We start from the raw sequence: 19,472 nt of genomic DNA, 5'->3' as shown, positions 1-19,472 counted from the left end.
TACGAAAAAAATATCCAGTTTTTACAAAACCTTTTTCAGCGCCTCGTTCACGAGGGCCGGATTGGCCTTTCCGGCCATCGCTTTCATGACCTGACCGACGAAAAACCCGAACAGACGGTCCTTGCCACCGCGATATTCCTCAACCTTGTCGGCATGTTTGGCCATGATGTCGGCCACGACCCTGTCGATGGCCCCCGTGTCCGTCACCTGCTTCAGGCCCTTGCGCTCGACAATGTCGGCGGCGCTGTCGCCCGTCTCCAGCATGTCCTCGAACACTTCCTTGGCGATCTTGCCGTTGATCGTCCCGTCTGCAACGAGGTCCAGCATCCCGCCAAGGGCCGCCGCCGAAATCGGGCTGTCGCCGATATTGCGCCCCGTCTTGTTCAGCGCCGCGAACAGGTCGCCCGTGACCAAGTTGGCCGCCAGTCGCCCGTCACGTCCACGGGCCACAGTTTCGTAATAATCCGCGATCGCCTGCTCCGCCACCAGCACGCTGGCGTCGTAATGCGGGATCTTGTATTCCTTTTCAAAGCGATCGCGCTTGTCATCCGGCAGTTCCGGCAGCCCCTTTTCCAGATCGCGCACCCACTCTTCCTCGATCACCAGCGGAAGCAGGTCAGGATCGGGGAAATAACGGTAATCGTGGGCGTCTTCCTTGCTGCGCAGGGACCGGGTCTCGTTACGCGACGGATCGAACAGGCGCGTTTCCTGATCAACCGTGCCGCCCGATTCCCAGATTTCCACCTGCCGCGTGGCCTCGACCTCGATCGCATGCATGACATAGCGGATCGAATTGACGTTCTTGATCTCGCAGCGCGTGCGGAAGGGTTCGTCCTTCTTGCGCACGGACACGTTCACGTCCGCACGCATGGAGCCTTCCTCCATATTGCCATCGCAGGTGCCGAGGTAACGCAGGATCATGCGCAGCTTGCGCAGGTAGGCACCTGCTTCCTCGGGCGAGCGGATGTCCGGTTCGCTGACGATTTCCATCAGCGCCACACCCGCGCGGTTCAGGTCGATGAAGGAACGGGTCGGATCCTGGTCATGCATCGACTTGCCTGCATCCTGCTCCAGATGCAGGCGCGTGATCCCGATATGGCGTAATGTTCCATCGGACAGTTCGATCTCGACCGTCCCCTCCCCCACGATGGGATGGGTGAACTGGCTGATCTGGTATCCGGTGGGCAGGTCGGCGTAGAAGTAGTTCTTCCGGTCAAAACGGCTCTGCAGGTTGATGCGCGCCTTCAGGCCCAGTCCCGTGCGCACGGCCTGCGCCACGCATTCACGGTTGATGACGGGCAGCATGCCGGGGAAACCCGCATCCACCAGGCTGACATGCGTGTTCGCCTCCCCGCCATAGGTGGCCGAGGCCCCGGAAAACAGCTTCGACTTGCTGATGACCTGCGCGTGGACCTCAAGGCCTACGACAATTTCCCACGTTCCGGTCTTGCCTTCGATCAGGTAGGACATCACACACCCTCCGCACGGATGGAGGGACGGTGCGTGAAGCCCGCCGCCCGTTCAAGCGCATGGCCCGCCGCCAGCACGCTTTTTTCATCAAAGGGACGCCCGATCAGTTGCAGCCCCAGCGGCAGCCTGCGCTCGCTCAGGCCCACCGGCAGCGACATGGCGGGCATGCCGGCCATGCTGGCGGGAACGGTGAACACGTCATTGAGGTACATCTGGACCGGATCGTCCGTCGTCTCACCCTGTGCAAAGGCCGGGGAAGGCGCAGTCGGTGTCAACAATACGTCAACCTTCTCAAAGGCTTCTGTGAAATCACGACGGATCAGGGAACGCACTTTCTGCGCCTTGAGGTAATAGGCATCGTAATAGCCCGCGGACAGGACGTAGGTCCCGATCATGATGCGGCGGCGCACTTCGGTGCCAAACCCTTCCCGCCGGGTCTTTTCATACATTTCATCGAGCGTCGGCGCCTCCACCCGGCGTCCGAAACGCACGCCGTCATACCGGGCGAGGTTGGACGAACATTCCGCCGGGGCGACGATGTAGTAGGTCGCAAGCCCGTATTTCGTATGCGGCAGCGAAACATCGACGATCTCGCACCCCGCATCGCGCAGCCATTCGATCCCTTTCTGCCACGAGGCCTCGATTTCGGCGGGCATGCCCTCCACGCGGTATTCACGCGGGATACCGACGCGCATGCCCTTGAGGCTGGAGGAACAGGCAGCGCGATAGTCATCAAGCGGATGATCGACGCTGGTGCTGTCCTTGGGATCAAACCCCGCCATGGACTGCAGCATGATGGCGCAATCCTCCACCGTGCGGGCCATCGGCCCCGCCTGGTCGAGCGAACTGGCGAACGCAATGGTGCCCCAGCGGCTGCACCGGCCATAGGTCGGCTTCAGCCCGACGATCCCGCAATAGGCGGCGGGCTGGCGGATGGAGCCCCCCGTATCGGTGCCGGTCGCCCCCATGGCAAGCCCCGCCGCAACGGCTGCGGCCGACCCGCCCGAGGAGCCACCGGGAACAAGGGCGGCCTGCGGATCGCCTTCACGCTTCCACGGGTTTTCTACCTTGCCGAAGGCCGACGTGATGTTGGCCGACCCCATGGCGAATTCGTCGAGGTTCGTCTTGCCCACGAACACCGCGCCATCGCGCAGCAGGTTCGCCGTCACCGTGCTTTCATACGGGGGCACAAAATTTTCCAGCATCCGGCTGGCGGCGGTGGTGCGCACGCCATTGGTGCAGAACAGGTCCTTGATCCCCAGCGGGATACCCGTCAGGACCGGGGCCTCATTCCCTGCCAGCAGGTCATCGGCGCGCTTTGCAGCCGCCAGCGCCTGTTCGGAGGTCACGGTAATGAAGGCGTTGAGCCGTCCGTTCAGCCGCCCGATCGCATCAACATGCGCGCCCACCAGTTCAGCGGCGGAGAATTCGCGCCGTCGCAACCCATCGTGCGCCGCGGCGATTGTCAGTTCGGTCAGCATTATTCAACCACCTTCGGCACAGTATAATAGGGGCCAGCCGTATCGGTGGCGTTGGACAGGACGGCGTCACGCATGTTTCCATCCGTCACGATGTCCTCACGCATGCGCAGGACCGCTGTTTCGGTCCCCACCATGGGGGCGACGCCATCGACATTGACCTCGTTGAGCTGTTCGATCCAGCCGAGGATGCCGTTCAGGTCCCCTTGCAGGGACTGCAGGTCGGATTCGTCAATACCAATCCGTGCCAGCCGGGCAATTCGGCGGACGGTCGCGGGATCAAGCGACATGAAGCAATAACTTTCCATCGTGACGGGACAAGAATACCCTGCAAGCAGGAACGCGAAGGACAATAGCCCCAGACCATGCCCCTGTTCAACATACCCGAACTGCGATCCGCCCTGCGGCCCGGACAACGCCTGATGGGAATCGATCCCGGGCAGAAGACGATCGGGATCGCGCTGTCGGATGTCTCGCTCATGCTGGCCTCACCCTGCACCACCGTGCGGCGGCGCAAGCTGTCGCTTGTCGCGGCGGAGATCGCGGAACTGGCACGAAAACACGATGTCGGCGGACTGGTGGGTGGGCTGCCGCTTTCGCTCGATGGCAGCTTCGGCCCTGCGGCGCAGGCCGCGCGCGACTGGATGATGAACCTGTCGCAGCAGGTGGGCCTGCCCGCAGCGATGTGGGACGAACGCCTGTCGTCGTCTGCGGTGAACCGCATGCTGATACAGGACGTGGACATGACCCGGCAGCGGCGCGAACAGGTGGTCGATAAACTGGCGGCGGCCTATATCCTCCAGGCCGCACTCGACGCTTCGGCGTGATGGCGCGCGCGGATCCGGTCGCCATCCGCGGGATCGCCAAACAGCGCCTGTAGCAGCAGCAGGGTCAGGAAAACCGCGGCCAGAAGCCCGAAAGCCCGGCCAAAGACCCGGAACGCCGCGATGATGAGCGCCACGAGCACGAGCGTCAGCACGGCGCGCTGCACCTGCCCATGGATGCCGATGGTATCGAGCATGGCCGCCATGAACCCCTCGACCATCACAATTCCGGCGATGACGAGGCCAATGAGGCCAAACAGCATGTTGCCCAGCAGGTTGAGGGCATGGTTCATGGGCGCGCGACTTTCCCTTGCGATGGCGGTGGCAGGCGGCATGGGCACATAACGCGGGCGGGGGCCATGCGTTCGGGAAGAGCGAACACACGATGTTACGGAAAATTGCGTCATTGCGGGCAACCCGCCCTCCCCTTGTCAGAAGGCGGCCTCCGTGCTGTTTAAGCCTGCGAAACGCGATTGGAAGGGACTGACAGCGGATGAAGATTGCCGTCATCGGGGCAGGTTACGTGGGTCTGGTATCGGGCGCGTGCCTTGCCGATTTTGGCCATGAGGTCCGTTGCATCGACCGGGATCTGCATCGTGTGGAGGGACTGCGCGCGGGACGCATGCCCATCTACGAACCCGGCCTTGCGGAACTGACGGCCCGCAACGTAGCGGAAGGCCGCCTGTCGTTCGAGCATGACCTCGCGGTCGGCATGAAGGATGCGGAGGTGATCTTCATCGCCGTGGGCACCCCCTCCCGCCCGGAGGACGGGCATGCGGACCTGACCTTCGTCTATGAGGTCACGCGCGAGATTGCGCAAAACCTCGACGGCTATGCGGTCATCGTGACGAAATCCACGGTTCCGGTCGGCACCAGTGACGAGGTGGAGCGCCTTGTACGCTCGCTGCGTCCGGAGGCGGCGTTCTCCGTGGCGTCCAATCCGGAATTCCTGCGCGAGGGTGCTGCGATCGGGGATTTCAAGATCCCCGACCGTATCGTCGTGGGCGTGGAGGATGACCGCGCGCGTGAAGTCATGGCCGCGGTCTATCGCCCCCTGTTCCTCAACCAGGCGCCGCTGCTGTTCACCGACCGCCGCACGTCCGAACTGACGAAATACGCGGCGAATGCGTTTCTGGCGACCAAGATCACGTTCATCAACGAAATCGCCGATATCTGTGAAAAGACCGGGGCCAATGTGCAGGACGTCGCGCGCGGCATGGGCCTCGACAAGCGGATCGGGCCGAAATTCCTGCATGCCGGACCGGGATTTGGCGGGTCATGCTTCCCCAAGGATGTCCGCGCGCTGATCAAGACCGGACAGGACTATGACGTTCCCAGTCGCATTGTGGAGGCGGTGGCCGATGTCAATGAACGGCGCAAGCGCCGGATGGGACGCAGGATCATCGCCGCGTGTGGCGGGGAAATCCGTGACCGTGTCATCGCGGTGCTCGGCCTGACCTTCAAGCCGCGCACGGATGACATGCGCGACGCCCCCTCCATCGCCATCATCCAGACACTGCGTGATGCAGGGGGGCGGGTGCATGCGTTCGACCCCGCCGGGATGGAGCAGGCCCGCGATGTGCTGGGTGATGTGACCTATTTCCAGGACCCGTACCAGGCGGTCGCCGGTGCCGATGCCGTGGCCATCGTCACGGAGTGGGAGTCCCTGCGCGCGCTGGACCTGAAGAAAATCCATGGCCTGATGCGCACGCCCGTCCTGGTCGATCTGCGCAACATCTATGTACCGGATGAGGCAAAGGCTGCCGGCTTCACCTATATCGCCGTCGGCCGCGGGGATCTGGAGGCGTAGGACACCGCTTCCCCTCTCCACCGGCATTATTTCGCTGTGGAGAGGGCGTCCCCCCATCCCAGGTTTCTGGTGACGCCTGTTGGGGAAGCCTCCGAAGAAAACCGCACTCCTGACAAAAGACGACATCGGGAAACTTTTATTGTCGTCTTTGCCGACAGGCTATCCAGAAACAGGCTATTGGGGATATGGTAATCATATCCACCATATATTGCCGTCCTTGCCGAAATATCAGGAAACCATGATTCATGGGAAATACGTCGCGGGTCCAGTATGTCGCCACAGGTATCTTTGTCTGCCTTGTCATCATGGCGTCGCTGTATATCGAGCAGTCCTTCCTCGGTGCGTTCATCTGGGGCATCATCCTGTCGATCACGGCCTTCCCGCTTTACCAGATCCTGCGTCGGCGCGGATGCGGCAACATGGTGGCGTCACTGATCATCAGCATCGGGATTTTCGCGCTGCTTGCGGTGCCCCTTGTGGCCATGGTGGCAAAGGCCGTGGGTGACCTGCCGTCACTGTATGACTGGGCCAAGTCCGCCTCACAGACAGGCATTGCGGTGCCCCGACAGGTGGAGGACCTGCCGGGGGCGGGGTCAAAGATCGTCCCCCTGTGGCGCAAATACCTGTCCGACCCCGATGAACTGCGCAACTGGCTGGGCACGGTTTCGCACACATTCGCCACCGCCGATGGAAAAACGCTGACCCACCGCCTGATGGAAATTGCCGAGACCTTCATGATCGCGGTCCTGTCGGTTTATTTCTTTCTGGTGTCCGCCGAAAGCCTGATTGGTGACATCCGCGCAGTGGGCAAGAAATTCCTGGGCCGCCGGGCAACCGATGCCATCGACAACATCGTGGGGTCGGTGCGTGGTACCGTCGCGGGCCTTGTCCTGGTCGGGATGGGCGAAGGTGCGATCATCGGGATCGGCTATTTCGTGGCCGGTACCCCTCATCCCGCACTGTTCATGCTGGTAACCGCCATCGTCAGCATCGTGCCCTTTTGCGGTCCCGTCATTCTGGCGCTGGCCGCCGCGACCACTTTTGCCGCAAGCGGCGGCACGTCTGCGCTGATTGTCGGGCTTGTCGGGGGCATTGCCTATTTCTTTGGCGACCATTTCGTACGGCCCAAACTGATCAGCGGAAATACGAAAATCCCGTTCCTTGCCGTCCTGACCGCCATATTGGGGGGCCTGCATGCCTGCGGCCTGCTGGGACTGTTTATCGGCCCTGCCGTCATCGCGGTCGCGTTCTCGCTATGGCGTTCGGCGGTGGCGGACAGTCGCGCCGATTGCGCGGCACAGTGACAGGAGGGACGGTCATGAAACCCGGTATACTGCTCGGCGGCCTGCTGGCCCTTGTCATGACAGGTACGGCAGCAAATGCCGATCCGGTAACCTTCAGCACCTATCTGAAGGATCCCGTCTGGGCAAAGCAGTTCGATGCGATGTTTGGCAAGACCCCAAAGCCAGACTGGCTGCGCACCGCCACCGAATCAGAGGCCGTTCCCGTCACCATGGATGGCAGGCCCTATACGGTGCTGCTGGCATGCAGGAAACATGACTGCGCCAACCATCAGTTGGCCGTGCTCTTTGACAAGACCGCAATCTATGGCCTGCGTTTTGAAACCCGCGATAACAGTCCGAAAGAGGAACTGACCTGGTTCAACATTGGCGGCGGGCCGGAAAGCATTGATGGAAAAACGATCCTCTATGCAGCTATTACCGGTAGCCTGTTCAACCATCCAGGGATGTTTTCTTTTCCGGCGGGAAAGTAGGGTGCGGGACCATTATCATATGACCTGGGCAGATCAGGCAGACGGAGAAACGCAGGCCTCGGCCTGCATGCAGAGGCCGCGCTGGATTGTCCGCGACCGTTAAACCGGACGGTACATCCTGTGTGACGACACTGCCCGTCACGATAACGGCATCATCACCGATCACCACGCCCGGCAGGATGATGGCAGGGACATTGCTGTCGGGTTATGAATTACAGGCATCTGCCGCACGCAAGACTGAACTGGCCGCCATCATGCGCAAAATGGATACGCACCAGCGGGGCTGACCGGTCGGGCGTTCGCTGCACTGGTAAAAGGCATGGGCATATCCACTCAAACGTTTTCGCGACATTATCCCTGAACGCCAAATATCCTGCCAATGCCTGCGGTGATCACCATGGCCATCACGCCCCAGAATATGACCCGCAATGCCGGGCGCAGGGGAGCCGCACCTCCGGCACGCGCGCCAACACATCCCAGAATGGCAAGTCCCAGCAGGGAAACGACCGAAACCGTCCACGGCACCAGGCCCGACGGGGAAAGTGTGGCGCCCAGCACGGGCAGCATGGCCCCTGATGCAAAGGCACACGCGGAGGCAAGGGCAGCCTGGACCGGGCGCGCTGCCGTTTCTTCGGAAATGCCAAGTTCATCGCGGGCATGGGCGCCCAGCGCATCATGTTTCATCAGCGCAACGGCAACCCTGCGCGCCAGAAGGTTATCAAGACCACGCTTCCGGTAAATACCGGCAAGTTCGCCCACTTCGGCATCCCAACTGCTGCCCAGTTCCCTTTTTTCCCGCGCCAGGTCGGCTTTTTCCGAATCTGCCTGTGAACTGACGGACACATATTCGCCCGCAGCCATGGACATTGCGCCTGCCACCAGGCTGGAGATACCGGCCAGCAATATGCTCCCCCGTGTCGCATGGGCGCTTGCCACACCGATGATGAGGCTGGACGTTGACAGGATGCCGTCATTCGCCCCCAGTACGGCGGCCCGCAGCCAGCCAAGACGCGATGTGGCATGCACCTCCCGCGTATCGGGCACGCCGTCATCTGCTGCATTCATCAGTCATATTCCCTGCATCCAGATATTCCATACGCAACACCGGCATGGACAATGGGTTCGTGAAAACATGTGTCCCGGGCATGGGGTGTCACAAAACGGCATGTTTCAGGCCCCATCATATGGCCCGGACATGACGCAAACCTGAACGCATGGCCTTACGCTCCCTCCGGCGCGGATGTTATTTCAGCATCCGGAAATGCAAGGAAAATCCCGAACCCCCTGCCCGTCCCCGCAAGGGGCGAACACAGGCGGAAGGAAACATCCATCTGCGTGGCAATATTGTTGGCAATGGCCAACCCAAGGCCACTTCCATGCGCACCGGTCCCGCCCCGCACGAACGGACTGGTCAGTCGTGCCAGCATGTCCGGCGCCAGTGCGGGGCAGTCGTTGGTGATATCGATGCCACCATCAGGCGTGACGGCAACATGCACCGCCGTGCCGGGACTGCCATGCAGCAGCGCGTTTTCAAGCAGGTTGCGCAGCATGATGCCGGTCGCATCCATGTCGCCATGCACGAATATGTGGCTGATGCCGTTTGTCTTCATGACGATATTGCGCCCGTCGCGCGGGATATGCCCCAGATCATCGACCAGGACATGCAGCACGGTCAGCAGGTCAAAACGATTGCGCCTGAAGGCAATGCCGGAAGACGCGCGCGAAAACTGCAGCAGTTTTTCCACACTCCGGGCCAGTCGGCGGGTACGTTCGGCAATGATATCCACCCGCTTTCCCGCCTCTGATTGCGCAGGCACCATGCGGCCCAGCATCTGCACCTGCGCCAGAAGGGCGCCCAGCGGGTTGCGCAGTTCATGCGCGGCACTCGCCGCGAAGGCACGTTCCGTAGACAGCGCCGTTTCCAGACGGGACAGCAGGGTATTGACGGCATGCTGGATGGGAACCAGTTCGACCGGCAGGTCAAGTGATGCGATGGGCCGCAGGTTTCCGCTGCCACGCACCTGCATTTCATCATGCAACCGCCCCAATGGACGCAGGGCGCGACGCACGATCAGGCGCACCAGCACCCAGATGACAGGCAGGAACACCAGTATCGGCACGATCGCGATGGCCGTGGCGCGCAGCAGGGCCCCACGGCGATGCAATGTGGGTTCGCCCACCAGCACACGATACGCCGTCGTGGTGGGCGCTGCGATATACACCCTGAAAAGCGGCGTATCGGCAAATCCCGTGTGTATGTCAGGCACAAAGGGCCGGGCCGGAGCATTCTGGGAGCGCAGCACGACATGGCCCGCCCGATCAACCACCTGATAGGCCAGCGTCCGTGGCCCGACATCGGGCACCCAGGCGACAGTACCCGACTGCGGCCCATGAAGCTGGGTTGCAATCGTCGCCTGCAGGCGTTCGGAGACTTCCTGCAGGGAATTGTCCAGCCGCTCCGTTATCTCATAACGCGTGAAACCGGCGACCGCGATGCTGAGCGTCACAAGGCTCAGCATGACGACGCTCAGGACACTGCTGACGATCCGGGCGGCAAGGCTCCATCGCTTCATGCGGCTTCCCCGTCGGCAAGGCAGTATCCCCGTCCCCGCACGGTCCTGATGACCGCATTGCCTACCTTCTTGCGCAGGCGACTGATGAAGACCTCGACCGTGTTGCTGTCCACGTCACGGTCCAGCGCATACAGCGCCGTGTCGATCTGCTGGCGGGAATAGATCCGCCCGGGACTGCGCGACAGGAGTTCCATGATCGCCCATTCGCGCGCGGTCAGGTCAAGCCTCTGCCCGTCACGCGATACGGAACGGTTTTCACGGTCGATCGTGACCTCGTCCACCCGGTAGCACGCCTGCCTGCGTGGGGTGGCATATCGCCGCGCCACGGCCGCGATCCGCGCGACAAGTTCATTCAGGTCATAAGGTTTGACGATATAATCATCCGCCCCGTCGGACAGGCCGGCAATCCGGTCGCTGATCTGGTCCTCCGCCGTGGTGATGAGGATGGCGATATCCATGGACGTACGCCGTATGTCACGCAGCAGGGCGCGCCCGTTCCCGTCCGGCAGGCCAAGGTCGAGCAGCATGAAATCATAATCCACGGTGGCAATGGCCGCGCGCGCCTCTTCCAGCGTCGTGAACCAGTCCACCGCATGCCCGTCCATCCGCACGCGTTCCTGCACCGCCGCCCCCAGGTCATGTTCATCCTCGACCACAAGAATACGCATCAGTCCTGGACCTTCTCTTTCATCACCCGGGCATAGAGCGACGGCAGCACCAGCAGCGTCAGCAGCGTGGATGTCACCAGTCCGCCAATCACCACGCTGGCCAGCGGGCGTTCGACCTCCGCCCCCGCGCTCTGGGAAAAGGCCATGGGAAAAAAGCCCAGACTGGCGACAAGCGCGGTGGCCATGACCGGGCGGAACCGGGATTCCGCCGCCGCAAAGGCCGCCTGCGCCACCGCCATGCCCCGCGCCCGCAGGGCCGAGATCTCGCTGACCAGCACTACGCCGTTGAGGATGGCCACGCCAAACAGCGCGATGAAGCCGATCCCCGCCGAAATGCTGAACGGCATGCCCCGCAGCGTCAGCGCGATCACCCCGCCGGTGGCCGCCACCGGCAGGTTGACAAAGACCAGAAGGGCAGGCCGCACCGCGCCAAACGCCACCACCAGCAGCGCAAAGATCAGGCCCAGCGCGATTGGCAGGACGATTTCCAGACGCCGCATGGCCGATTGCAGGTTCCGGAACTGCCCGTCCCACTGCAGGGTATAGCCTGCGGGCAGCCTGACATCACGCGTCACGCGGGCCTGTGCCTCCGCCACGAAGGATGCAAGGTCGCGCCCGCGCACATTGGCCTGCACCACCATGCGGCGACGCACGCCGTCGCGACTGATGCGCGGCGGGCCATCGACCTCATGCACATGGGCGACCTGCGACAGCATGACGCTCCCCTGCCCGTCCATGCGCCGGACCTGCAGCGCGCCAATGGCCGCGGCCGAACCGGCGGCACGCGGGTCAAGGCGCACCTGCGTGCCAATGATGGCATTGTCCACGATCACGGGACGCGCACCGATATGCCCGCCCACCGCCTCCACCATATCCAGGATGTCCTGCACCGCCACGTTGCGGCTGGCGGCCTGCGTGCGGTCGATATCGGCCACGATCAGCGGCACGGTGCCATCACCCGCCGCCGCCACGTCCGCCGCCCCCTTCACGCCTGACATGGATGCCACCACCCGGTCGCCAAGGTCGGCCAGCTTTGCAAGGTCATCGCCAAAGATCGACACGGCGATCTGCGTGCGCACCCCCGACAGCAGGTCGTCCATGCGCATCTGCACCGGCTGGCTCCATGAATACAGCGCATCGGGCAGTTCGCGCCGCAGGGTATCGTCCATCGCGGCCACCAGTCCCGCCTGCGTCCGGGCGGTTTTCCATGTGGACGGATCATTGAGGAAGATGAAGCTGTCGGTCTCGTTCACGCCCATCGGGTCGGTGGGAATGGCGGACGTGCCGGTATTGCTGACCACGGAGCGGACCTCGGGGAAGCGGCGCAGGATCTGCTCCTGCTTCGTGACCGACGCCAGTACGGTCTCAAGCGAGGCCGAGGGCAGCCGCGTGGTCGTGACCGCAAGTGCACCTTCATCAAGCTGGGGTATGAACTCCCCCCCCAGTCGCGTCGCAAGTCCCGCAGAGATCGCCAGCACGGCGATCGTGCCGCCAAACAGGATGCGCGGGTGCGCCTCGCCCCATGTCACCATGCGGGTATAGGGACGGCGCATGAAGGCGATCAGCCGCGTATCGCCCGCAGGCCGGACACGCGCCAGCGCAAGGGTGGCCAGCACGGGAATGCAGATGAAGCAGTACGCCAGAGAAGCCAGCAGCGCCATGATGACCGTCTGCGCCATGGGGCGGAACATGTGCCCCTCGATCCCCTGCAGGGTCAGGATGGGCAGGTAGACCATGATGATGACCAGGATGGCAAACCCCACCGGACGCATGACCTGCTGCACGGAGGAGACCACAAGCGGGATGAAGGACGCATCCGGTTCCTCCTCCCGCCGGGACAGGACATGTTCGATCACCACCAGCGACCCGTCCACGATCATGCCGAAATCGATCGCGCCGAGGCTGAGCAGGTTGGCCGATATCCCGAACTGCCGCATCCCTGCCATGGCGCAGACCAGGGCCACCGGAATGACCGAGGCAATGACCAGCGCTGCCTGCCAGTGGCCGATCACCACCACCAGCACGCCCACCACCAGCACCGCCCCCATAACCAGGTTGTCGCGCACGGTGGCGATCGTCTGCCCCGTCAGGGTGGCGCGGGTGTAATAGGGCTCCAGCGTAACGCCTGCGGGCAGCGCCTGCCTGATGCCAGGCAGGGCACGGTTGATGGCGGCAAGGGTGGCGTTGGAACTCGCCCCGCTTTCCATCATCACCACGCCGATCACGATCTCCCCCCGCCCGTCGCGCGTCACGGCCCCCAGTCGCGTACGCGCGCCCGTGGTGATGCGCCCGAGGTCACGCAGGCGCACGACAGACCCATCGGGATTGGTCCGCACCGCGATGTTGCCGAAATCCGCAAGGCTGCCGATCAGGCCGCGTCCGACCACGCTCTGCTGTTCGGCATGATGTGTGATCCACCCGCCGCCGGATGCCGCATTGTTCGCATCCACCGCGCGATAGACCTCGCCCACCGAAAGGTTGGCCCCGATCATCCGCGCGGGGTCCAGCGTGACCTCATAGGTTTCCTCCGCCCCTCCGTTGACGTTGACGTCCACCACACCGGGGACAAGGCGCATCTGTGGCACCACGGTCCAGTTCATGATGCGGTTGAGGTCCATGGGGGAACGCCCGCTGCCCCGGATCTGGAACTGCATGATCTCGCCCATGCCGGTGGCAAGCGGCCCCATGCTGACGGTGATGCCGGGCACGGAGATACTGGCGCGCGCCTGCTGTATGCGCTCGTTCACGCGGGTGCGGTCAAGGTTGATGTCCGTCGCATCATCAAACTGCACATACACCACCGACACCCCGCCACGGGAGACGGAGCGCAGGTCGGTCATGCCGGGGATGCCGGTCATGCTGGCCTCCACGGGAAAGGTGATGAGCTTTTCCACCTCCTCCGTCGCAAGGCCGGGTGCAACGACGGAGACGAGCACCTGTTTTGGCGAGATGTCGGGCACGGCCTCCACCGGCAGGCCCAGTACCGCCATGATGCCCGCCACCAGCAGCAGGCCAAGGCCGCCGAGCACCAGCATGCGCGCACGCAGCAACGCCTCAAGGTACCTCCGCGCCATCAGTCCGCGTCCATTCCGGCAAGCCCGATGACCGAACGCAGGGCGAAGCTGCCGTGGTCCACGACCGCCTCGCCCCCCTTCAGGCCGGAGCGGATGACCGCCCGCGTCCCGTCATCGAGCGCCACATCGACCATGACGGGCCGGTAGTCGGTTTCACTTGCACGGACGAACACGACGCTGTGGCCGTCGATCCGGTGGATCGCAGCGGAAGGCACGACAATGCCCGCCACACTGTCACGTTCGGCCAGCGTCGCGTCGAAGACCATGCCGGGCACCAGCGCGCCATGCGGGCTTGCGACGCTGCTGATGACGCGGACCAGCCCGGTCAGCGGACTTGCCATGCCATCGACCGTATCGATACGCGATGCCAGCGGCCCCTGCGTCGTCTGCGTCACCTGCGCCCCACCGACCTGCACACGCGCCGCCTGGTCGGGGGCGATGTCAGAGACGATCCAGACACTGGACAGGTCCGCGATGGTGGCCACGTCCATGTTCGAGGTCAGGTCCCCCGCCACGGAGGTGTCGATCGCCTGCACCATGCCATCGACCGGGGAAATCAGGGTCGAGGTTTCATCCTGCCCCTCGCGCCCGCCCTGTTCGGAGGTTGAATTGAACTCCTCGTCAAAACGGTGGCCCAGCGTGTCCACGTCGGCCTGGCGTGCGCGCATGGTCGCATCGGCCTGCGCCAGCGCATCCTGCCTGCGGCGCAGTTCGGCGACGGAAATGACCCCGCCCACCAGCGCCCTGGCCCGCTGCACCGCGGCGGCGGCATCCGCACGGGCCGCGCGCGCGGCGGTCAGCGCCGCGCCCATCTGCGTCGCCTGCAGGCGCGCGACATGCAGCGAATGGTCCTGATACCGCAGCAGCGCCTGTCCCCGGCGGACCGGCGTGCCCGGCCGCACCAGCACCGCAAGTACCTTGCCATTGCCTGCGGGATGGATATGCACCACCCGCGTCGTGTCCGCCATGACCCGACTGATGACCGGCAGCGTCAGCGCAAGGGTGCCGGGCGTGGCCGTGGTGACGCTCACGCCTTCGTTGGCGACGGCCGCCGCGTCCAGCCTGACGACCGGAGGCAGCGTTTCATCAGCGGCATGGGCCGGCAGGCACGACAGGCCTGACACGAACATGGCCGCAGCAATATGGCAGACACCACCTGTCATGGCACGATGCCTGTAGCGATCAGCATGCGGATGCTGGCGACATGCCATTCCACCTCCGCCCGGGCGCTGGCCAGGCGGGTCGTGCATGCCGCCTGCCGGGCCGCAAGTGCCGCATCCAGACCGACCTCCCCCAGGCGCCAGGCGCGTTCATGTGCCTGCGCCCGCCTTTCCATCTCCGCAGCGGAGGCACGCGTCGTCTGCCGCGCCGTGGTGGCCGCGATCAGGCGTTCACGCACGCGCGTCATTTCCAGATGCACCATGCGCCGGGCCTGCGTTTCCTGGCTGCTCGCCGCGGCCAGGCGGTTGCGGGCCTCGGACATGATGGGGGTATTCCGGACCTCGCTGGGCAGGGGGATGCTGAAATTCAGGCCCACACGGTCATCCCATGGGCTGGCATACTGCTTTTCATGGATCGCATCGACGCCGATTTCCGGATTGGGCATGAAGGAACGCCGCGCCAGTTTCATGTTCGCTTCCGCAGCTTCGACGTTGCGGTGCGCGACCCTGATGCGCGGATCATTCTCCTCGATATCGCGCGGGGTGACGAAACGGGCATGGGTCACATCATCACCGCCATAACGTGACAGGTCCGGCATGCCCGGGCGGCCAAGCAGTACCTCGAGTGCCGCCGTGGCATTTTCGGCCTCCTCCTGCGCCAGGGCCAGTTCGTTACGGGCGTTTTCCATCGCCGCCTGCGCCATCTGCCCATCGGCGGAGGCCAGTTCGCCCCCACGCACCGCATGCGCGACACTGGCGCTGATCCGGGCCGTTGCCTCATGCAGGTCGCGGGCGACCTCCACGCGCGTCCGGGCGATCCGGGCAGCGGCACTGGCGTCAAGCACCCGGACCGACAGCGCCATATGTTCGACATTGATCTGTTCATCAATGGACAGGGCCTCGGCGCTGGCGACCTGTTTCGTCGCACTTCCCTGTCCCGGCAGCCACAGCGGCACCGACACCCCGCCCTGATAGGTGGTATAGCCTTCGTTACTGCCCAGCATATGGTCATCCATATATTCACCCGACACGGTCGGGCCGCCGGCGAACCATGATCCCGCCGCACTGGCGCGGGCTTTGGCGGAATGATGACCGACCTGCAGTTCGGTGCGGACGGGATCAATGGCCCATGCCATTGCGACCGCTTCATGAAAGGACAGCGCGGATGGCGGTGTCTGCGCACGCAGGGGGGAAAACCACGCCACGGCACAGAGCATGGTTGCAAGCACGACCGGCAGCATCGATGGGTCAGGCCTTTCCCGTCATGGAATGACGGGACCGCCGCGACCGACCCGCGCGGCAAGATCGTCCCACAGGCGCGCCATCAGGAGATTGACGTCCGAAGTTATCGAGAAAGGGGACTGCGACCGTGCAAGTGGGGAAAGGGACATGCGCTCCCCGATGACGAAATGTCCCCGGGAGTACAGGCGCGCGGAAATCGCCCCCTGCTGCCCCTGCCCTATTGGGCGCATGACCGCGATATGCAGGTGGGGCGCCGGGGTGGCGATCAGGCCCAGCGCATGCAGTTCCGCCTCGCTGGAGTGGCAGGCCACCCCCTGCAGCACGGCATCGCGAAATACGGAATGGGGATACCCGCCATACATGCCGTTCACATGCAGTCGGATCCCCTGCTGGATCGTCATGCATATGCCTTCGGTGCCGCTTTCTGCCCGTGCGTCGCGTAGGGTCAGGGACAAAGCACAGGCGGCACACAGGCTGGCCAGAAATATCCTTAGCATAATATGTGGCGTTTCCCCGGCAGAGACAAAACCCATGTCATCATCGCAATGACTTCACGGTTATAGCAGGGAAAGCTGACACGAACCTGAACAAATGGCCTGCTGCGGAAATTTTCAGGACATTCCATTGTGAAAATAATTATCATTACAATGAAATGTCCCATACCGGGCACGAAGGCAGGTATTATTACTTCCCCGCTTCGCCCAGGACGTCATTCACCGCCTGTTGCAGGGCGGTCAGGGCGCGCATGGCATGAAGGGGCGTGGCATCCATCCGGACGGGAAACGGTGCCAGATGCGGGGACGTCATGTCCGTATCCGGTGGAGTGAAATGACGGCAGGCGTTTCCGGGCGCTGCTTTTTTAAAAAGCGACCCTGCCCTGAAGCTTTTTGAAAAAATCTTTACCGGAAACCTCCTGGAGGTTCAGGACCTGTTCCAAATGGCGGGGCCAGATTTCAGGGCGCAACCTGCTACCCGAAAAAACCGGGCGCGTCATATGAAATCTGACGCCAAAAACGCATGACTGGCTTTACTGACAAGCGCTGGTCTTTCTTCATCGACATCCATATCTGCGCCTGAACAATTTTTTCGTGAGCAACGTGGATGAAGAATACCGGTCTTTCGGCAGGCATGATGCTGGCATTCGCGGCGTTCGCCTCGTTTTCGATCAGCGACGCTTATTCCAAGCTGCTCGCGGGGCAGGTTGACCCGTTTGAAGTGGCATTTTTCGGTGGCGTGTTCGGCCTGCTGCTGATTCCGTTCATACGCGGGAAAAACGAATCCTGCCGTGACCTGTTCGTCATCCGCCAGCCTGTGATGTGGATGGTGCGGGCAGCCTCCACCTTTGCCGCAACGGCGGCAAGTGTCGAAGCCTTCATGCTTCTGCCCATGCCGGAGGCATTTTCGCTTATTTTCCTCATGCCGCTGTTCGTGACCATCCTTTCGGTCGTGCTGCTGCGCGAAAAAGTCTCCGCACTGGGATGGATGTCGGTCATCGTGGGGTTTGCCGGTGTCCTGATCGTGCTGCGTCCCGGCCTGCGCGCGTTGCAGTTCGGGCACCTGTGCGCGCTGATTGCGGCGATGGCCAGCGCCGTGGGCGTCATCGCCTACAGGCTGTCCGGCAGGAACACGCCCCGCCTGTCCATGTTCGGCTCCAGCCTCTGTGGCCCGCTGCTGGGCAATGGCGTGCTCATGACCGCACATGCAAGCTGGCCGCACGAGGCCACGGCCTGGATGTTCCTGTTTGGCTACGGCTTCCTTGCCGCACTTGGACAACTGCTCATGATGCTGGCCACCGCCCGGGCCGAGGCCAGCACAATCGCCCTGCCGCAATACAGCCAGATGCTGTGGGCCGTGGCGTTCAGCTACTACGTGTTCCATGAACCGCTCGACGACTGGACCTTTGTCGGCATCGCGGTAATCATCTCCTCCGCCCTGTTCAAATGGGTCTGGCCGGGTGTGGCAGGCAGGATGGCGGCCATGAAGCGGCAGCGGGCCATGCAGCCGCCCTATGACCCCTGCCCCCTGGCCTGACACCGGGGCAAGGTGCCGTTTGTGGGAAAGGTGGCACCTGGAACCTTCTGTTTTATCACGGCTGTTTTCGCAGGCATCACGACCGGATCGCATAATGCCCGTCCCTTGACCCGCAGGCATCCGGGCTAGAACGTAATGCTGCTGCGCAGGCCAAAGACGGCTTCATTCCCCACACGACGGTTACAGGACACGCCGTAATCCGGCACACCGCCGGAGGGATGCCAGATGTACTGGAAATCCGGCTGCATCACCAGCCATGGCGTGACCTGCGCCTGATAGGTCAGTTCAAGGTGATTCTCGTTACCCTGCACCGGGCTGTAGGCACCGGTCCGCGCCACATTACGGTCGAACTGGCGCTTCCCCGAACTGACACGGCCGATCCCCCAGCCCAGCCCCAGCGTATCATTATCGCTACCCCGGAACGGGGCTTTCAGGTTGAATCCGGCATCCATGGCAAAACTGATGAGGTTACGATCGCCACCATTGCCCGTGGCGCGGACGAACAGCCCCAGTGAACGTGTGGATGTGAGCGAGGGCCGCCAGATCATCTGGTCAATGATGCCATAGACCATCCAGTCCCCCCGGTCCCAGCGAGGAATGCCGGTACTGTCATCGGGCCCGCCAAGCGCCTGCCCCATGTTGTTGTAGCGGTAATCAGGGAACCTGCCGGTATCGTAATAACCACCCAGCTTGTACACACCCGGTAGCCCCGGATCCTTGCCCGCACTGGACATGTCGTCAGGCTGCTGGTTGAGGGCATATTGCAGTTCGGTGATCAGCAGGGCACCGGTCCCCATGTTGAACTGCGTACCGCTGCCGTCATTTGTGACCTGGTTGGTCGGATCGGCCCCGTTGCCGCCATTCTGGATGGCAAAGGAATTGTCCCGGTTCCCGGGCGGATTATCATCGGCAGCCGCAAACATGAAGGTGAATGCCTGGCTGGGACGATAACGGACCCTGACGGCGGGCGAGGCAAGCGGCCAGGACGGCCCGCCACTGTACAGATTGAGCGACGGGGCCATCGGCCAGCCAAAGCTCGCATTCAGGTAGAGTGCTGCGTAATCGCTGATGAGGAATTCGGTATCAAGGTTCTGCTGCCCGATCTTCACATCCAGCTTTCCGTTCAGGAAGGACTGATGGTACCACAGTTCGAACAGGCGGGTGGAACGATCGGCCTGGAACCCGCTGACGGGGTTGAAATCGGCCAGATGATCCTGCGAGATGGAGCGCCCACGTGTCTGTAACGCACTGACATTGAACAGTCCCCCCGAGACTGTGTAGAATTTTGTGCGGTGGCACTTTTTCAGGCCATTGGGAAACGATCATCGAACATGATGGCGAGCTGGCATCTGACAGCATACCATTCGC

At 62.9% G+C, this 19,472-nt stretch carries 18 protein-coding genes and 1 pseudogene; 6 read left to right on the top strand and 13 right to left on the bottom strand.

From position 1 onward, the window contains the following. Positions 1 to 21: 21 nt before the first annotated feature. The 3 genes from gatB to gatC are packed head-to-tail and all read right to left on the bottom strand — an operon-like array spanning position 22 to position 3,238. Entirely contained in the window at positions 22 to 1,470 is a 1,449-nt protein-coding gene (gene gatB, locus CFR72_RS12310) for an Asp-tRNA(Asn)/Glu-tRNA(Gln) amidotransferase subunit GatB (RefSeq protein WP_110914226.1), read from the bottom strand. Beyond that, positions 1,470 to 2,951, bottom strand: a complete 1,482-nt coding sequence (gene gatA / locus CFR72_RS12305) for an Asp-tRNA(Asn)/Glu-tRNA(Gln) amidotransferase subunit GatA (RefSeq protein ID WP_110914225.1) — start codon at positions 2,949 to 2,951, stop codon at positions 1,470 to 1,472. Before gatA ends, gatB begins: the two co-directional genes overlap by 1 nt. Next, positions 2,951 to 3,238 (bottom strand): Asp-tRNA(Asn)/Glu-tRNA(Gln) amidotransferase subunit GatC, encoded by a 288-nt coding sequence (gene gatC / locus CFR72_RS12300; protein WP_110914238.1) that lies wholly within the window; start codon positions 3,236 to 3,238, stop codon positions 2,951 to 2,953. The genes gatA and gatC overlap by 1 nt, the downstream gene beginning before the upstream one ends. 75 nt (positions 3,239 to 3,313) lie before the next feature. On the opposite strand from gatC, the gene ruvX reads away from it, so the two are divergent. Further along, on the top strand, positions 3,314 to 3,775 hold the full coding sequence (gene ruvX, locus CFR72_RS12295) for a Holliday junction resolvase RuvX (protein WP_110914224.1): 462 nt from the start codon (positions 3,314 to 3,316) through the stop codon (positions 3,773 to 3,775). Here ruvX and CFR72_RS12290 read toward each other — a convergent pair. Beyond that, entirely contained in the window at positions 3,739 to 4,065 is a 327-nt protein-coding gene (locus tag CFR72_RS12290) for a hypothetical protein (RefSeq protein WP_146220725.1), read from the bottom strand. The two genes, ruvX and CFR72_RS12290, sit on opposite strands and share 37 nt — an antisense overlap. Before the next feature lie 200 nt (positions 4,066 to 4,265). Here CFR72_RS12290 and CFR72_RS12285 point away from each other — a divergent pair, with 200 nt between their 5' ends. The 4 genes from CFR72_RS12285 to CFR72_RS18330 all read left to right on the top strand — a co-directional run bounded on the left by CFR72_RS12285 (position 4,266) and on the right by CFR72_RS18330 (position 7,643). After that, the gene (locus CFR72_RS12285; protein WP_110914222.1) at positions 4,266 to 5,582 is read left to right on the top strand and encodes a UDP-glucose dehydrogenase family protein; all 1,317 of its coding nucleotides are present in this window, start codon (positions 4,266 to 4,268) and stop codon (positions 5,580 to 5,582) included. A 245-nt stretch (positions 5,583 to 5,827) separates the two neighbouring features. Further along, positions 5,828 to 6,886, top strand: a complete 1,059-nt coding sequence (locus CFR72_RS12280) for an AI-2E family transporter (protein WP_110914221.1) — start codon at positions 5,828 to 5,830, stop codon at positions 6,884 to 6,886. Positions 6,887 to 6,900: 14 nt separating this feature from the next. After that, positions 6,901 to 7,356, top strand: a complete 456-nt coding sequence (locus CFR72_RS12275) for an Ivy family c-type lysozyme inhibitor (RefSeq protein WP_167400379.1) — start codon at positions 6,901 to 6,903, stop codon at positions 7,354 to 7,356. Between the two features lie 122 nt (positions 7,357 to 7,478). Next, on the top strand, positions 7,479 to 7,643 hold the full coding sequence (locus tag CFR72_RS18330; RefSeq protein WP_208630037.1) for a hypothetical protein: 165 nt from the start codon (positions 7,479 to 7,481) through the stop codon (positions 7,641 to 7,643). 64 nt (positions 7,644 to 7,707) lie between these two features. Here CFR72_RS18330 and CFR72_RS12265 read toward each other — a convergent pair whose 3' ends face one another. The 8 genes from CFR72_RS12265 to CFR72_RS18325 form a co-directional block, all read right to left on the bottom strand. Further along, a complete protein-coding gene (locus CFR72_RS12265) occupies positions 7,708 to 8,421 on the bottom strand; it encodes a VIT1/CCC1 transporter family protein (RefSeq protein ID WP_110914219.1) in 714 nt (237 codons plus the stop codon). 155 nt (positions 8,422 to 8,576) lie between these two features. Further along, positions 8,577 to 9,929: a sensor histidine kinase gene (locus CFR72_RS12260; protein ID WP_110914218.1), complete on the bottom strand. Its 1,353-nt coding sequence runs from the start codon at positions 9,927 to 9,929 to the stop codon at positions 8,577 to 8,579. Continuing rightward, on the bottom strand, positions 9,926 to 10,597 hold the full coding sequence (locus tag CFR72_RS12255) for a response regulator transcription factor (RefSeq protein ID WP_110914217.1): 672 nt from the start codon (positions 10,595 to 10,597) through the stop codon (positions 9,926 to 9,928). The genes CFR72_RS12260 and CFR72_RS12255 overlap by 4 nt, the downstream gene beginning before the upstream one ends. Then, on the bottom strand, positions 10,597 to 13,671 hold the full coding sequence (locus tag CFR72_RS12250; protein ID WP_110914216.1) for an efflux RND transporter permease subunit: 3,075 nt from the start codon (positions 13,669 to 13,671) through the stop codon (positions 10,597 to 10,599). The genes CFR72_RS12255 and CFR72_RS12250 overlap by 1 nt, the downstream gene beginning before the upstream one ends. After that, complete coding sequence (locus tag CFR72_RS12245; protein WP_244182289.1) at positions 13,671 to 14,801, bottom strand: efflux RND transporter periplasmic adaptor subunit; 1,131 nt, start codon at positions 14,799 to 14,801, stop codon at positions 13,671 to 13,673. Before CFR72_RS12245 ends, CFR72_RS12250 begins: the two co-directional genes overlap by 1 nt. A 29-nt stretch (positions 14,802 to 14,830) precedes the next feature. Further along, entirely contained in the window at positions 14,831 to 16,072 is a 1,242-nt protein-coding gene (locus tag CFR72_RS12240) for a TolC family protein (RefSeq protein ID WP_110914214.1), read from the bottom strand. A 21-nt stretch (positions 16,073 to 16,093) separates the two neighbouring features. Further along, positions 16,094 to 16,474, bottom strand: a complete 381-nt coding sequence (locus CFR72_RS12235) for a hypothetical protein (RefSeq protein ID WP_110914237.1) — start codon at positions 16,472 to 16,474, stop codon at positions 16,094 to 16,096. A gap of 283 nt (positions 16,475 to 16,757) precedes the next feature. Beyond that, on the bottom strand, positions 16,758 to 16,880 hold the full coding sequence (locus CFR72_RS18325; protein ID WP_279629168.1) for a hypothetical protein: 123 nt from the start codon (positions 16,878 to 16,880) through the stop codon (positions 16,758 to 16,760). A 294-nt stretch (positions 16,881 to 17,174) separates the two neighbouring features. On the opposite strand from CFR72_RS18325, the gene CFR72_RS12230 reads away from it, so the two are divergent. Then, on the top strand, positions 17,175 to 18,104 hold the full coding sequence (locus CFR72_RS12230) for a DMT family transporter (protein WP_110914213.1): 930 nt from the start codon (positions 17,175 to 17,177) through the stop codon (positions 18,102 to 18,104). A 125-nt stretch (positions 18,105 to 18,229) separates the two neighbouring features. Here CFR72_RS12230 and CFR72_RS12225 read toward each other — a convergent pair. Beyond that, positions 18,230 to 19,375, bottom strand: a pseudogene (locus tag CFR72_RS12225) (carbohydrate porin); the annotation flags it as partial. Positions 19,376 to 19,472 lie beyond the last annotated feature (97 nt).

The organism is Gluconacetobacter entanii (assembly GCF_003206495.1).
GTDB classification, from domain to species: Bacteria; Pseudomonadota; Alphaproteobacteria; order Acetobacterales; family Acetobacteraceae; genus Novacetimonas; species Novacetimonas entanii.
The sequence above is the reverse complement of the archived record's forward strand: the minus strand, read 5'-3'. Positions and strand labels throughout refer to the sequence as shown.